Source organism: Achromobacter dolens, from assembly GCF_902859745.1.
GTDB classification, from domain to species: Bacteria; Pseudomonadota; Gammaproteobacteria; order Burkholderiales; family Burkholderiaceae_B; genus Achromobacter; species Achromobacter dolens.
In genome coordinates this window covers 79627-95311 of sequence record NZ_CADIJW010000005.1, presented here as the reverse complement: position 1 = coordinate 95311, position 15685 = coordinate 79627, and the positions used below count along the sequence as shown (strand labels likewise).

General features: G+C 66.7%; 11 protein-coding genes. 4 read left to right on the top strand and 7 right to left on the bottom strand.

Annotated features, from left to right (window positions below; genetic code table 11):
* Positions 1 to 71: 71 nt before the first annotated feature.
* A complete protein-coding gene (locus tag HV783_RS06425; RefSeq protein WP_175188830.1) occupies positions 72 to 545 on the top strand; it encodes a hypothetical protein in 474 nt (157 codons plus the stop codon).
* 95 nt (positions 546 to 640) lie between these two features.
* On the opposite strand, the gene HV783_RS06420 is transcribed toward HV783_RS06425, so the two are convergent.
* Both HV783_RS06420 and HV783_RS06415 read right to left on the bottom strand, forming a co-directional pair.
* Positions 641 to 1657: an amino acid ABC transporter substrate-binding protein gene (locus HV783_RS06420; RefSeq protein ID WP_064524026.1), complete on the bottom strand. Its 1017-nt coding sequence runs from the start codon at positions 1655 to 1657 to the stop codon at positions 641 to 643.
* A gap of 127 nt (positions 1658 to 1784) precedes the next feature.
* On the bottom strand, positions 1785 to 3026 hold the full coding sequence (locus HV783_RS06415; RefSeq protein WP_064524045.1) for an aminotransferase-like domain-containing protein: 1242 nt from the start codon (positions 3024 to 3026) through the stop codon (positions 1785 to 1787).
* Positions 3027 to 3240: 214 nt separating this feature from the next.
* Here HV783_RS06415 and HV783_RS06410 point away from each other — a divergent pair, with 214 nt between their 5' ends.
* On the top strand, positions 3241 to 3960 hold the full coding sequence (locus HV783_RS06410) for a YggS family pyridoxal phosphate-dependent enzyme (RefSeq protein ID WP_054500414.1): 720 nt from the start codon (positions 3241 to 3243) through the stop codon (positions 3958 to 3960).
* A gap of 85 nt (positions 3961 to 4045) precedes the next feature.
* Positions 4046 to 5014, top strand: coding sequence for a Bug family tripartite tricarboxylate transporter substrate binding protein (locus HV783_RS06405; protein ID WP_054500413.1), 969 nt, complete (start codon positions 4046 to 4048; stop codon positions 5012 to 5014).
* Between the two features lie 73 nt (positions 5015 to 5087).
* Here the strand turns inward: HV783_RS06405 and HV783_RS06400 are convergent, their stop codons facing one another.
* From HV783_RS06400 to HV783_RS06390, 3 genes are all read right to left on the bottom strand, one after another.
* Positions 5088 to 6959, bottom strand: a complete 1872-nt coding sequence (locus HV783_RS06400; protein ID WP_054500412.1) for a DUF3857 domain-containing protein — start codon at positions 6957 to 6959, stop codon at positions 5088 to 5090.
* A gap of 174 nt (positions 6960 to 7133) precedes the next feature.
* Positions 7134 to 11093 carry a DUF3683 domain-containing protein gene (locus HV783_RS06395; protein ID WP_054500411.1) on the bottom strand — a complete coding sequence of 1320 codons (3960 nt, stop codon included), beginning with the start codon at positions 11091 to 11093 and terminating at the stop codon, positions 7134 to 7136.
* 133 nt (positions 11094 to 11226) lie between these two features.
* Positions 11227 to 11751 (bottom strand): YqaA family protein, encoded by a 525-nt coding sequence (locus tag HV783_RS06390; protein WP_054500410.1) that lies wholly within the window; start codon positions 11749 to 11751, stop codon positions 11227 to 11229.
* Positions 11752 to 11933: 182 nt separating this feature from the next.
* On the opposite strand from HV783_RS06390, the gene ilvA reads away from it, so the two are divergent.
* On the top strand, positions 11934 to 13442 hold the full coding sequence (ilvA, locus tag HV783_RS06385; protein ID WP_054500409.1) for a threonine ammonia-lyase, biosynthetic: 1509 nt from the start codon (positions 11934 to 11936) through the stop codon (positions 13440 to 13442).
* A 154-nt stretch (positions 13443 to 13596) separates the two neighbouring features.
* Here the strand turns inward: ilvA and HV783_RS06380 are convergent, their stop codons facing one another.
* Entirely contained in the window at positions 13597 to 14721 is a 1125-nt protein-coding gene (locus HV783_RS06380) for a porin (RefSeq protein WP_054500408.1), read from the bottom strand.
* A 439-nt stretch (positions 14722 to 15160) separates the two neighbouring features.
* Positions 15161 to 15544, bottom strand: coding sequence for a DUF4148 domain-containing protein (locus HV783_RS06375; protein ID WP_175188829.1), 384 nt, complete (start codon positions 15542 to 15544; stop codon positions 15161 to 15163).
* Positions 15545 to 15685: the final 141 nt, after the last annotated feature.

The window sequence follows — 15685 nt, the reverse complement described above, 5'->3', positions numbered from 1 at the left end:
CGCGTTTCGCGTGAGCGTCCGGGTCAACCGGCGCAAGTCTTTCCGCAACGCTACCGGAACTCCGCAGCCGCATGACGCCCCTCGTACCGCCCCCCTCGCCCGAGGAACACGCCGCCCTGCTCCGCGCCCTCGGCCCGCTGCCCCTGTCAGGGCAGGCGTGGCCCGACTGGGTGCGCATTCTGACCTGGGTGATCCTGGCGGTGCTGGGCGTGCAGGTGGTCACGACCGCCATTCGCGCGCCGGGCCAGCCGCTCGAAAGCTCGATGGCACTGGTGGTGGGGCTGTGCTTCATCGGCCTGCTGTTCGTGTCCTGGCACATGCAGACCTCCATCACCACCATCGATGAGCGCGGCTTGCGCCAGACCTGGTTCTCGCGCCGCGAGGTCGCCTGGGAAGACGTACGCGAAGCGCGGTTCGTGCCGATGATATTTTCCAAGCGCCTGGTGGTGTTCACACACCGCGGCCGGCCGGTGATCTTCCAGGGCGGCACGCGCGAACTGCGCGCAGCCTTCACCCAGATCGCGCAGGTGTACCGGCGCCGCTGACGGTCCTGTCGCAACGCGCGCCCAATGAAAAACCGATGCCGCGGCATCGGTTTTTCATTGGGGATCCGGCCAGTGCGCCGGACGGTACGCCGCGTTCAGCGGATCGGCAGCGCGTACATCAGGCCGCCTTGCGTCCATTGCGCGTTCAAGCCGCGCTTGATCTTCAGCGGGCTACCCTGTCCGACGTTGCGCTCGAAGCTCTCGCCGTAGTTGCCGACCTGCTTGACGATGTTGTAGGCCCACTTCTCGTCCAGCCCCAGGTTCGCGCCGCCGCCGGGCGTCACGCCCAGGATGCGCTTGATGTTGGGGTTGTCGCTCTTGACCTGCTCGTCGACGTTCTTGGAGGTCACCCCGTACTCTTCGGCCTCGATCATGGCCGACAGCGACCAGCGCACGATGTTCAGCCAGGCGTCGTCGCCCTGGCGCACGAACGGCCCCAGCGGCTCCTTCGAAATGATCTCGGGCAGCACCACGTAGTCGTCGGGCTTCTGCAGCTTGGAGATGCGGATCGAGGCCAGGCCCGAGGCGTCGGTCGAGAACACGTCGCAACGGCCCGCGGCGAAGGCGTTGACCACTTCATTGAAGGTCTCGATCACCACCGGCTTGTAGGTAACCTTGTTGGCACGCGCCCAGTCGGCCAGCGTGTTCTCGTTGGAGGTGCCGGTCTGCAGGCAGATGGTCGCGCCGTTGATTTCCTTGGCGCTCTTGACGCCCAGCGACTTGGGCACCAGGAAACCCTGGCCGTCGTAGAAGTTGATGCCGGCGTGGATGATGCCCAGCGCGGTGTCGCGCTGCTGCGTCACCGTGGTGTTGCGGGTCAGCACATCGACTTCGCCCGACTGCAGCGCGGTGAAGCGCTGCTGCGAATTCAGCGGCACCACCTTGATCTTGTCGGCGTCACCGAACACGGCCGCGGCGATGGCGCGGCACAGGTCCACGTCCAGCCCCTGCCACTTGCCCTGCGCGTCGGGCGCGGAAAACCCCGCAAAGCCCGTGGTGGTGCCGCAGGTGACCGCCCCGCGCTGGCGCACGATGTCCAGCGTCGCCGCTTGTGCCCCTTGTGCCGCGGCGAACAACAACGCCGCGCCCGCCAACCCTTTTGCAATGTTCATGACTCGTTTTCCTGTTGTACCGGAACGCGCAAGCGTCCTGTTGTAGCGGGGCGCGCAAGCGCGCCGAGGCGAGAAGCTTATCGGCATGAAGCGCCCGCGCCAAATAACAAGCGCTTATTTGGGTATATCACGCCGCCAGCGAAATAGACACCGGCTGGTTGGCCTCGCAGGCCTCCAGCGCGCGGCTCAGGCGCTGCATGCCCTGCGCGATCTGGCTTTCGTTCATGGTGGCGAACGACATGCGCATGGCGTGCATGTCGGCCTGGGCCGCGTCGGCGTAGAACGCCTTGCCCGGCACGTAGACCACTTCGTGCTCGATGGCGTAGGGCAGCAGGCGGGTGGCGTCGACCTCGCCGGTCAGGCGCGCCCAGAAGAACATGCCGCCTTCGGGCTTGCTGAAGGTAATGCGGCCGGCCAGTTCGCGCTCCAGGCTGGCGGCCATGGCGTCGCAACGCAGGCCGTAGGCGGCGCGGATGCGCGGCACGTGTTCCTCGTAGCGACCATTGGCCAGGTACTGCGCCACCACTTCCTGGATCCACGCGGACGAGGCCATGTCGTCGGCGGCCTTGGCGCCGACGCAGCGGCGGCGGATTTCGGGCGGGGCCACCAGCCAGCCGATGCGCAGCGCGGGCGCCATGGTCTTGGACATGCTGGCCAGGTACACAGCCCAGTTGCGGGCTTCGCCCTCGGCCAGCGCCATGATGGGCGGCACCGCTTCGCCGGCAAAGCGCAGTTCGCTATAGGGATCGTCTTCGACGATCAGGAAGCGGTGCTTGACCGCCAGATCCAGCAGCCGCAGGCGGCGCTGGCGAGAGATGGTGGCGCCACAGGGATTGGAGAACGACGCCACCACGCACACGACCTTGGGCTTGATGCGCGCGGCCAGTTCGTCGAGCGCGTCGATGTCGACGCCATCCGGGCCCGACGGCACGGTGTGCACGGTGGCGCCGGTGTAGCGCAGCGCCTGCACGGAATTGGGGAAGGCGGGCGATTCGATGATGGCGTGGTCGCCCGGTTGCAGCATCACCCGGCTCAATAGCGCCAGCGCCTGTTGCGAGCCCCCCGTGACGGCCAGTTCCGTATCCGCGTTGCATTGCAGCCCGCGCGCCGCCGAAAGCCGCGCCAGCTCATGGCGCAGGCTGGCCTGGCCGTCGATGTTCGAGTACTGCAGGCAGGCGCCCAGACGCGCCAGCACCTGCGTCGAGGCGATCGACAGGCCGTCCACGTCGAACAGTTCCTGCGCGGGGTAGCCGCCCGCCAGAGAGATCGTGCCGGGACGCAGCGCGTAGGGCATGAGTGATCGGATCGGCGAAGCGGGGGGATTCAGGAAGGGCGTGGCAAATGCGTACTCGGGCGCGGCGCTGGACATGGCGGAGGGAAACGGCGAGAAGGAGGAGGGAACCGCGCGATCCACGAGGACCGCGCCGGCGGGTTTAGAACATTGAAATCTAAACAAATATCCTGAAATTCTAAGCCTGCGATTCGGACAGGGTCAACGAAGATAGCGTGGCGCGCGGCCCGGTGTGGCGAAACGGTGCGCGCGCGTCCTACACTATGGGACATTCCGTTCCCAAGAGAACCGCATGACCGATGTAGACACCATGGCCACCCGCCTGGCCGGGATCCGACAACGCATTGCGCAGGCCTGCGAGCGCGCAGGCCGCGCGCCGGACAGCGTGACGCTGCTGCCCGTCAGCAAGACCTTCGAGGTCGACGCCATCCGCGAAGCCATGGCGCTGGGCCTGACCCGTTTTGGCGAGAACAAGACCCAGGAGCTGCGCCAGAAGGCGGCCGCGCTGGCCGGCCAGGGCCTGCAATGGGTCCTGATCGGCCATTTGCAGACCAACAAGGCCAAGGACGCGGCGCGCGACGCCACCGAATTGCAATCACTCGACCGGGTCGACCTGGCCGAAGCCCTGCATCGCCGCCTGGTCAATGAGGGCCGGACCCTGGACGTACTGGTCCAGGTCAAGACCTCCAGCGAACCCAGCAAGTACGGCATGCCCCCCGCCGAGGTGGCGGCGTTCCTGCGCCGCATCGTGGCGGATTTCCCCACCCTGCGGGTACAGGGCCTGATGACGATGGCGGCCAACTCCCCCGACCCGCTGGAAGTGCGCGCCTGCTTCCGCGCCCTGCGCGAGCTGCGCGACCAATTGCGCCAGGAAGGCATCGCCGGCGTGTCGCTGGAACGCCTGTCCATGGGCATGAGCGGCGATTTCGAGCTGGCGATCGAGGAAGGCTCGACCGAAGTACGCATCGGTACCGCCATCTTCGGCGCCCGCAGCTACCCCGATCCGCAATAAGCCGCTGATTCCGGGGCCGCAAACGAGCGCATATTGCCGGACGGCCGGGGCATAATACCCTCGCAAAAAAACGAGGAGACTCCCCATGCACAAGCACGCCCGGCGCCTGTTGGCGCTTGCCGCACTGTCGCTGGCCGCCACCGCGGCCTCGGCCCAATCCTGGCCCACCCAACCCATTCGCTGGATCGTGCCCTACCCGGCCGGCGGCGGCGCCGACGTGGTCGCGCGCACCGTCGCCAGCGGCATCGAAAAGCCGCTGGGCCAGACCATCGTGGTCGAGAACCGCCCCGGCGCCGCCACCATCATCGGCGCCACCGCGATCTCGCAGGCCGACCCCTCCGGCTACGTCATCGGCACGGCCGATTCCGGCACCCTGGCTTACAACCCCACGCTGTACGCCAAGCTGGCCTACGATCCGTCCAAGTTCACCTACGTCGGCGGCATCGCCAAGTTCCCGCTGCTGCTGGCGGTGAACGTCAATTCGCCCTACAAGACGGTCAACGACGTGATCCAGGCCGCCAGGAAGGAGCCGGGCAAGCTGACCGCCGCCTCCGCTGGCGCCGGTTCTCCGCATCACCTGGCGCTGGAATTGTTCAAGCAGCGCACCGGCGCCAACCTGCTGCACGTGCCCTACAAGGGCGCGGCGCCCGCCATCCAGGACCTGCTGGGCGGACAGGTGGACGTGATGTTCATCGACCTGGCCGCCGGCCTGCCCAACGTCAAGGCCGGCAAGCTGCGCGTGCTGGCCGCGGCCACGCCCGAGCGCGTTGCCGTGCTGCCGGACGCGCCCACCATGGCTGAACAGGGCGTGCCCGACTTCACCGCCTACGCCTGGCAAGGCCTGGTCGCCCCCGGCGGCCTGCCGGAGCCGGTGGTCAAGAAGCTGTCCGCCGAACTGGACGCCGCGCTGAAGTCGCCGGCCGTGTCGCAGAAGATGCTGGACATGGGCGTCATCCCGATGCCGATGTCGGCGCAGGACTTCAAGGCCTATGCCGACAAGGAACGCGCCGCCTGGGCCGAGGTGATCAGGAAGGCCAACATCAAGCTCGAGTGAGCGCGCCTGGCCTTGCATGAAAAACGCGGCCATCCGGCCGCGTTTTTCATGGCGGCGACGCCGGGCCAGGCGTTCACTTGCGCGGCAGCGTCACGACCATGCGCAACGCCTCGACGCATTGCCGGCCCTGCTCGATCGCCCGCCCGAACGCGTCAGAGCCGATCTCGTCATGGCTGAACCAGCTAACCTTCCTGGCGCTGCGGTAGCGGTACTGGTAGCCCGACTTGGCCGGCTTGCCGTCCAGGTCCACGTCGATCCACGGCGAACGGACCTGGCAATGCAGCGGCGGCGCCTGGACCTTGCCACCGGCCAGCGTCACGTCATAAGACGCGGTTTCCGGCGTGCCGAGGTAGATGTCGGCCAACTGGCCCGCCTGGCGATAGCGCGCGAAGAGCTCCCAGTCATCGCTCAGTTCGGTGTGGGTGTACACATGCTGGCGGCCGACCCGTTCCAGCGCGCGCAGGTCCACCAGCGTGGCATCGATGCGGTAGGCCTGCGGCACCACGAAATCGCTGGCGGCACGGCGCAACTGGCAGTCGCGGTTCTCGGCGGCGAAGCTGCGGCACAACGCCTGGTCCATCGCCGTCGCGCCGTTCTGCTGGTCGCCCGCGCTGATTTCCGCGGCCACCATGCGGCTTACCTCGACCGAAGCGCGCACCTTGGCCTGCCCATCCTTGTCGAACTGTTCATGGCGCGTCACCAGGATGCTGGGCGCGGGGCGTTCCAGCGGAATGTCCTCGCGCCGCACATTGCCCTGGTCATCCATGACGAAGGCCCAGCGTTGCTGGATGTCCGGCATGGTGAAGCCCGGCACGAACACAGGATTGGTGGGATCCAGCCACCAGGTCTCGCCCTGCACCTGGGCGCGCACGATGGCGTGGTTGGGCGCCGACAGACCCGGCAACAGCACCGCTGGCGCCACGGTGCCGCGCGTCACCAGGGCGGGTTCGGCGGCGACCCCGGCCGCGCGCAGCATGGCCGTCAGCAGCACCGCCAGGTCCTTGCAGTCGCCGTAGCCGCGCCGCTCGATCTCGTCGAGCGCGAAGGGAACCTGGCCCCGCTCGCTGCTGCGCCAATCGCCCAGGTAGCGATAGCGTTCATGGATGTGGCGCATCAGCGCGGCCACGGTCTGCGCCGGTGCCTTGCCCCGCTGGGCCGAGACGGCCGCGGCCGCGGCCTGCGGCAAGGCCGCCGCCAGGATGGCGTTGTAGCGCGCCGCGAACGGCCCGAAGTGGTCCTGCAACGCGGCCGAACTGCCGATCTCCAGGCGCGGCGACTGGCGCAGATAGCCCTGGTCCGCCTCGTTGACATAGGCGTAGTAGTACGGCGTGGCTTTCAGTTCCACCGTGATGCGGCGCGCATCGGGCGAGGCCTGGACGCGATAGGCATCCATCGCCTCGGTGCGCCAGACCATCGGGCGCTCGGCGCTGAACTCGGCGTGGAAGCGCTCCTGGCGCACTGCCCGCGGCTGCAAGCCGAGCACGTAGTGGAATTGCGTCGCCGACGGAATGCCGGCGTAACGCTCGCGCAGCGTGTAGACGATGGTGCTGCCCACCCGCAGGTTGGGAAAGGCCAGCGAGGTCTGCTTGTGACGCAGAAAACCCTGGTCCGGATTTGGCGCCATGCGGGTGTCGATCTGGTCCGCGCTCAGCGGCACCGGCTTTTCGCCTGGCTGGATCAGCTCGGCGCGCTCGACCTCGACGCTGTCGTTCTCGGCATAAGTACGGTCAATGCGCGAGACCAGCTCGCGCCCGGCCAGCGTCAGGATGGTATAGCGGTATGTGCTCACGCACTCGGTGCTGTTGTCCTGGCCGAAGCGGCAGTGGAATTCAGTGTCGCCGGACAGCGGCGCTTCGGCGGCGGGTTGCATGGCGCCCTGGACGGGCAGGCTGGCCGTGGCCGCCAGGACGGCGGCCAGGATTGGGGTGCGGGGGGAAACGGGCATGGAAACTGCTGACACCTCACATTACAATTGAGACGCAATATTATTTGCAATGAAGTAGCCGCACAAGTCGGCGCGGCTACGACGCGCCTGTGCCGCCACGCGAGCAAACAAAACGCCCGGCGAATCCGCCGGGCGTTGCGAGACGCGGCCATCCGGCCATCGGCCGGCGGCGCGCTACACCAGCACGCGTTCGATGCCGCCCGCGTTGGCGCGGCGCACGTAGTCTTCCATCCAGCCTTCGCCGAGGATGTGGCGCGCCATCTCGACCACGATGTAGTCGGCGTCCATGCCGGTGTCGCCCTGGTAGCGCGACAGGCCCTGCAGGCACGACGGGCACGAGGTCAGCACCTTGACGTCACCCGTGAAGCCATCGCCGCGCAGCGCGGCATCGCCCTTGAGCAGCTCTTCCTGCTTGCGAAAGCGCACCTGGGTCGAGATGTCCGGCCGGCTGACCGCCAGCGTGCCCGACTCGCCGCAGCAGCGGTCGCTCTTGACCGCGCCGTCGCCCACCAGAGAACGCACGGTCTTCATCGGGTCCTGCAGCTTCATCGGCGTGTGGCAAGGATCGTGATACATGTAGCGCACGCCCTTGGCGCCTTCCAGCTTGATGCCCTTTTCCAGCAGGTATTCGTGGATGTCGATCAGGCGGCAGCCCGGGAAGATCTTCTCGAACTCGTAGCCGGCCAACTGGTCGTAGCAGGTGCCGCAGCTGACCACCACGGTCTTGATGTCCAGGTAGTTGAGCGTGTTGGCGACGCGATGGAACAGCACCCGGTTGTCGGTGATGATCTGCTCGGCCTTGTCGGTCATGCCGTTGCCGCGCTGCGGATAACCGCAGCACAGGTAGCCCGGCGGCAGCACGGTCTGCACGCCGGCATGCCACAGCATCGCCTGCGTGGCCAGGCCGACCTGCGAGAACAGGCGCTCCGACCCGCAGCCCGGGAAGTAGAACACCGCTTCCGTGTCGGCCGTGGTGGCCTTGGGATCGCGGATGATCGGCACGTAGTTCGCGTCCTCGATATCGAGCAGCTTGCGCGCGGCCTGCTTGGGCAGCCCGCCCGGCATCTTCTTGTTGACGAAGTGCACCACCTGCTCGCGCAGCGGCGGCTTGCCCACGGTCGCCGGCGGCGCCGAGGTCTGCTTCTTCACCAGGCCCGACAGCAGATCGTGCGCGGCGCGCTGCACCTTGTAGCCCACGCCCACCATCGCCTTGCGGGTGGCATTGATGGTGGCCGGATCCTTGGCGTTCAGGAAGAACATGGCGCTGGCCGTGCCCGGATTGAACGACTTGCGGCCCATGCGCCGCAGCACGGCGCGCATGTTCATCGACACGTCGCCGAAGTCGATGTCGACCGGACAGGGGTTGTAGCACTTGTGGCAGACGGTGCAGTGGTCGGCCACGTCCTCGAATTCTTCCCAGTGCTTCAGGCTGACGCCACGGCGGGTCTGCTCTTCGTACAGGAAGGCCTCGACCAGCAGCGAGGTCGCCAGGATCTTGTTGCGCGGCGAATACAGCAGGTTGGCGCGCGGCACATGGGTGGCGCACACCGGCTTGCACTTGCCGCAGCGCAGGCAGTCCTTGATCGAATCCGAGATGGCGCCGATGTCGCTCTGCTGCATGATCAGCGACTCGTGGCCCATCAGGTTGAAGCTGGGCGTCCAGGCGTGGCGCAGGTCGGCGCCGGGCATCAGCTTGCCGGCGTTGAAGTGGCCATTGGGATCGACGCGGCGCTTGTAGTCCTGGAACGGCGCCAGTTCGGCCTCCGTCAGGAACTCGTACTTGGTCAGGCCGATGCCGTGCTCGCCCGAGATCACGCCGTCCAGGTCGCGCGCGATCTGCATGATGCGCTCGACGGCCTGGTGGGCCTCCTGCAGCATGCCGTAGTCGTCCGAGTTGACCGGGATGTTGGTGTGGACGTTGCCGTCGCCAGCGTGCATGTGCAGCGCCACGAACACGCGGCTCTTGAGCACGCGGCCGTGGATCGCCACCAGCTCGTCCAGGATCGGCTTGCGCGCCGCGCCTGAGAACGCCGCCTGCAGGCCGGCCAGCACCTCGGTCTTCCACGACACGCGGATGGTGCGATCCTGCACCACATCGAACACGCGCGCCTGCGGCTGCGTCGCCAGACGCTCGGCCAGCGCCCCACGCAGGTGGCCCATGCCCAGCGTTTCCAGTTGCGGCATGGCGTCGGCCAGCGGCAGGTCCAGGTTGTCCAGCAGCCACTGCCAACGCTGGCGCGCGGCGGCCAGCAGCTCGATGGCCTGGCGCGTGCGCTCGGCCAGCACCTCGGCGCGGGTCTCGTCGTCGGCGGCGTCTTCGGCCTTGCCGACCGGCAGCGGCGTACAGAGATAGTCGTCCAGCGCGTCCAGCAGGCGCAGCTTATTGCGGGTCGACAGCTCGATGTTGATGCGCTCGATATGGTCGGTGTACTCGCCCATGCGCGGCAGCGGGATCACCACGTCTTCGTTGATCTTGAAGGCGTTGGTGTGGCGCGCGATCGCGGCGGTGCGCGAACGGTCGAGCCAGAACTTCTTGCGGGCCTCGGCGCTCACCGCCACGAAGCCTTCGCCATGGCGGGTGTTGGCCAGGCGCACCACTTCGCTGGCGGCCGCGGCCACGGCGTCCTCGTCGTCGCCGACGATATCGCCGATCAGCACCATCTTGGGCAGCGAGCCGCGCTTGCTCTTGGTGGCGTAGCCGACCGCGCGCAGGTAGCGCTCGTCCAGGTGCTCCAGGCCGGCCAGGATGGCGCCGCGGGCGCGGCCTTCGCCGTCCAGGTAGCCCTTGACCTCGACGATCGACGGGATCGCGTCGCGCGCCTGGCCGAAGAATTCCATGCAGACCGTGCGGGTGTGCTTGGGCATGCGGTGCAGCACCCAGCGCGCCGACGTGATCAGGCCGTCGCAGCCTTCCTTCTGGATGCCGGGCAGGCCGGCCAGGAATTTGTCCGTGACGTCCTTGCCCAGGCCTTCCTTGCGGAACACGCGGCCGGCGATTTCCAGGGTCTCGGTCTTGAGCAGGCGTTCGCCCGGCTTGCCACGGCCGTCGAACCACTTGAGTTCGAAGCGGGCCACCTCCACGTCATGGATCTTGCCCATGTTGTGGTCCAGGCGCGTCACTTCGAGCCAGTTGCCGTCCGGATCGACCATGCGCCACCAGGCCAGATTGTCGAGCGCGGTGCCCCACAATACGGCCTTCTTGCCGCCGGCGTTCATGGCGATGTTGCCGCCTACGCACGAGGCCTCGGCCGAGGTCGGGTCCACGGCGAACACGAAACCGGCCGCCTCGGCCGCCTCCGACACCCGCTTGGTCACCACGCCGGCGCCGGCATGGATGACGGCCACGGGCTCGGTGAGCCCGGGCAGGATACAGGACTCGACCTTGCCCAGCTTGTCGAATTTCTCGGTGTTGATGACGGCCGACTTCCAGGTCAGCGGAATCGCGCCGCCGGTATAGCCGGTGCCGCCGCCACGCGGCACGATGGTCAGGCCCAGCTCGATACAGGCGGTGACCAGCGCGGCGATCTCGTCTTCCGAGTCCGGCGTCAGCACCACGAACGGGTACTCCACGCGCCAGTCGGTGGCGTCGGTCACGTGCGATACGCGCGACAGGCCGTCGAACTTGATGTTGTCGCGCGCGGTGATGCGGCCCAGCACCTTCTGCGCCTGCTTGCGCAGCATGGCGGTCTGGTCGAACTCGCCCTCGAAGGCGGCGATGGCCGAACGCGCCCGGCCCAGCAGGCCCAGCACCTTTTCGTCGCGATGCGGATCGTGGCCGGCCTCGGCCGGCGCGCCGGGTTCGCGGCGGCGGTCGATCTCGCCCAGCCGATGGTGCAGTGCGTCGATCAGTTGCTTGCGGCGCTTGGGGTTGTCCAGCAGGTCGTCCTGCAGGTACGGATTGCGGCGCACCACCCAGATGTCGCCCAGCACCTCGTACAGCATGCGGGCGGAGCGCCCGGTGCGGCGTTCGCCGCGCAGGTCGGTCAACAGGCTCCAGGCGTCGTCGCCCAGCAGCCGGCCGACGATCTCGCGATCGGAGAACGACGTGTAGTTGTAGGGAATTTCGCGCAGTCGCGCGGGTGCTGTGGGCGGCGTCGCCCCGTTCAAGATGTGGCTGGCGAGTGGGGCGTTCATGGCGGCAAGAGGGGGCCCTTAAAAAATTATTTTATGCCATTGGCCGGAACCGCCCCCGAATACCCCCTGGGAAGCGTCCAGAAACGGGACAATGGCATGTTTATGCGTCCCCAATTAAGCGGGGCGTCAGCGCTTAGACCTGCCCTGGAAACAGCCACAGCAGGCTCGCCGTCATGGCCAGATAGCGCAGGAACTTGCCGATGGCCATATAGGCCACGCACGGCCAGAACGGCAGCCGCAGCCAGCCGGCCACGGCGCACAGCGGATCGCCCACGGCCGGCAGCCAGGACAGCAGCAGCGCCGGCGGCCCCATGCGGTGTATCCAGTCATGGGCGCGCTCGTGCCAGCGTCCGCGCATGCGGGATTGGGCCGGCGCGTGGGGGTGACGCTCCTTCCAGCGCTCGACGGCCTTTTCCGCGCCCAGGCCCATGGCGTAGCTGATGGCGCCGCCGATGGTGTTGCCGGCGGTCGCCACCAGGATGGCGGGCCAGAACATGTCGGGCGACAGCTTGATATAGCCGAACACCGCCGGCTCCGAGCCAAGCGGCAGCAACGTGGCCGAGATCAGCGAGACGGCGAAGATGGCGGACAGGCCCACCGAGGGCAGGGCCAGCAGGCCGAGCAGCCAGTGGATGGCGGAGAGGAGGCTTTCTTCCATGATGCCGTCGAGTGTAGCCGCGCGCCTCCCGCACCCGGCCGCCGCCGTCCGGTCCGTGGCGAAAGCCCGCGAAAACCGCCTGGGACCGAGGCTTTCCCTGCAATAATCGCGCTCACGCCATGGCGCGCATGGGTCCACTCTTTGCGCCGCCCAATTTTCCGCCCCTACCCCAAGCGCAGTCCATGTCCACCGATTATCTGAAACGCATCCTGACCTCCAAGGTCTACGACGTCGCGGTCGAATCGCCGCTCGAATCCGCGCCGCTGTTGTCGCAGCGCATGGCGAACACGATCCTGCTCAAGCGCGAGGACACGCAGGCCGTATTCAGCTTCAAGCTGCGCGGGGCGTACAACAAGATGGCCAACCTGACGCCGGCGGCGCGCAACCGCGGCGTGATCGCGGCCTCGGCAGGCAACCACGCCCAGGGCGTGGCGCTGGCCGCCTCCCGGCTCGGCTGCCGCGCGGTCATCGTCATGCCCACCACCAGCCCGCAGGTCAAGATCGACGCGGTGCGCCGTCTGGGCGGCGAAGTGGTGCTGGCCGGCGAAAGCTTCTCTGACGCCTATGCCCACGCGCAAACGCTGGAAAAGAAAGAGAAACTGACCTTCGTGCACCCGTTCGACGATCCCGACGTGATCGCCGGCCAGGGCACGGTCGGCATGGAGATCCTGCGCCAGCACCCTGGCCCGATCGACGCCATCTTCGTGGCCATCGGCGGCGGCGGCCTGATCGCCGGCGTGGCCGCCTACATCAAGCAGTTGCGCCCCGAGATCAAGATCATCGGCGTGCAGACCGAGGACTCCGACGCCATGCTGCGCAGCGTGCGCGCCGGCCGGCGCGTGCAGTTGAACGACGTGGGGCTGTTCTCCGATGGCACCGCGGTCAAGCTGGTCGGCGCCGAGACCTTCAAGCTCACCCGCAAGTACGTCGATGATTTCGTGGTGGTCGACACAGACTCGATCTGCGCCGCCATCAAAGACGTGTTCCAGGACACCCGCAGCGTGCTGGAACCAGCCGGCGCCATGGCCGTGGCCGGCGCCAAGCAATACGCCGCCGAACACAAGCTCAAGGACAAGACGCTGGTCGCCATCGCCTGCGGCGCGAACATGAACTTCGACCGCCTGCGCTTCGTGGCCGAGCGCGCCGAGGTCGGCGAAATGCGCGAGGCCGTCTTCGCCGTCACCATGCCGGAGCAGCGCGGCAGCTTCCGCCGCTTCTGCGAACTGGTCGGCGAACGCAGCGTGACCGAGTTCAACTACCGCATTTCCGATTCGGACCGCGCCCACGTGTTCGTCGGCCTGCAGGTATCGTCGCCGGCCGAACCCGACAAGATCGCCAGCCACTTCCGCCGCCATGGCTTCGACACGCTCGATCTGACGCACGACGAAATGGCCAAGACCCACTTGCGCCACATGGTCGGTGGCCGGTCGGCGCAGGCGCGCGACGAACTGCTCTATCGCTTCGAGTTCCCGGAACGCCCGGGCGCGCTGATGCGTTTCCTGAACGCCATGAACCCGGACTGGAACATCAGCCTGTTCCATTACCGCAACCAGGGCGCCGACTATGGCCGCATCCTGATCGGCATCCAGGTGCCGGCGGCGGACAAGAAGCAATTCCGCGGCTTCGTCGCCGAGCTGGGCTATCCCCACTGGAACGAGACCGACAATCCAGCCTACAAGCTGTTTCTGTAGGCCAAAAAACCGAGAGGGCCTCCGCATGGAGGCCCTTCCCTTCTCTGCTCAGGACTCGCCCGACCGCAACCTGAAGGGGGGGTTCGCTGTCACTCGGCGGCTCACGGAGATGTGCCGCGCATTCAGCAAGGTGCGACCGGACCGATGCCCTCGCTTAGAAACGGTGACGCAGACCCACCGCGAACGCGGTGTCGCGCGCATCGTGCTGGAACGCGTAGTTGTCGCCGTAGGAGGCATACGCGTACAGATTGGTGCGCTTGGTGAAGTCGTACGTGTAACCCAGGCTGTAGACGTTGAACGTCGCGTCGTCGCCGGTCAGCTTGGCGTTGTTCGGCGTGGCGCGCTGCCAGGAGCCGAAGATGGCATGGCGGCCCAGCGGCACGGTGGCGCCGATCATGTAGGAATTGGCGCGGAAGCCGTCGGCCAGCTTGAACGTGCCCAGCTTCTGCATGCCGTCCGGCGTGGTGCCCATGTTCTGGCCGATGAACCAGCCGTCGCGGGTCTGGCTGAACGCCGCCGCCAGCTTCACGACCTCGAAATCGTAGGTGCCTCCAACGATGTATTCCTGGATGCGCGAACTGGACTTGCCGCCGATGTTGTCATTGGACGGATTGAAGCGGTCGTAGGCCGCGGCCAGATTCAGCGGACCGTTCAGGTATTGCGCGCCCACGGTCAGGACGCGGTTGTTGTTGCCCGTGGCGAAGCCGGTCTGGTGCTTTTCCTTGACGCCGTCCTCGACGGTGTCATCGGCGCTGAACGAGTAGCCCACGCCCACCTTGAAACCGCCCATGCTGGGGGTCTGGTACAGGACCATGTTGTCCAGGCGCATCGTGTTGGCGCTGCTGAACGTGGTGCCCAGGTTGGCGGTGTTGTAGCTGATGGAGAACGGGTCGATCGAGCCGAAGTACTTCGAGGCCAGGTTGGTCTGGCGACCGAATTCCAGGCGTCCCCACGAATCACTGTCCAGGCCCACGGTGGCCTGGCGGCCCCACAGACGGCCATTCTGCAGCGATTGGCCGTTCATCGGGCCGAAACCGCCTTCCAGGTTGAACACGGCGCGCAGGCCGTCACCCAGGTCTTCCGTGCCGCGCAGCCCGAAGCGCGAGCCGCTGCTCACGCCCTGCACGCCGGCGATGCGGCTCTGCGACTGGCCCTTGAACTTCACTTGCTCGTAGCCGATACCGGCATCGATCAACCCGTACAGCGTCACGGAATCAGCGGCATGCGCGGCGCCGGCGAAACCGGTCAGCAACGCGACAGCCAATAGCGTCTTCTTCATAAAAGTCCCCAAAATGGCGAAAGATAAAGGCATCCCGCAACCACGCGGCGGCATCGCCGCTGCCTGCGTGCCGCGACGACAAAGCGAGCGGCGTCTGCACTGAATCTAGTGTCTGCCTTGGAACAATTTGAAGTAACGCGGATTTCGAAGAACAACTTTCCATGGGCGGGATAATGCCCGCCGCCCAACCCGCCTCGGCCTTGGAAGCTGCGTATTAAGGCCTTGATATCAAATGCGAATTCTTGCTCATAATTCGGTTTCGCCGCGCGGTCGCCGGTCGTCGCACTCAAGCGGGATTGACATCACATGTTGTGTGGGCGGCACAGTCCATGCGGCATAAACACGACAACGAGACGAGGACGGACTCCGGACGGAGAGATAAAAAACCCCTTGGCGTGCAAGGGGCTTTGGTTTCGCGCCGAACGGTGAAGGCCGCGGGTCAACGGCCCTTGGGCGGGTAGTCCAGTTCACCGAAGGTGTATTCGCCGCGGGCCTTGGCCTGCGCCAGTTCCTCGCGAACCTGCTCGCGGGTCTTGCCGGCCGTCTGGGTGGCCGCCGCGCGCGGCGGGTAATCCAATTCGCCGCTGGTGACCTGGCCGGCGGCCTTGGCGCTTTGCAGTTCCTGTTGGACCTGCTCACGCGTCATGCCCGTCTGTTGGGCGATGGCGGGCGGATAGTCCAATTCGCCGAACGTGACCTGCCCGGCGGCCTTGGCGGCCTGCAGTTCCTGTTGAACCTGTTCACGCGTCTTGCCACCGGCGTGGGCGGCGGACATACCCACCAGCGTTGCGGTAACCATGAGTGCGGTAGCTAGGGCTTTCATTGTGATGACTCCATCCTAAACCTGGCACACCGTCCGCCGCCAGGGCGGCGGCGGCAATGTGACAATTCGATTGCTGGGATGCAGTATCTGGCGATCAGGCCCTAGTAAAAACCCTTATTTTGGTGAACATATTTGCATGGA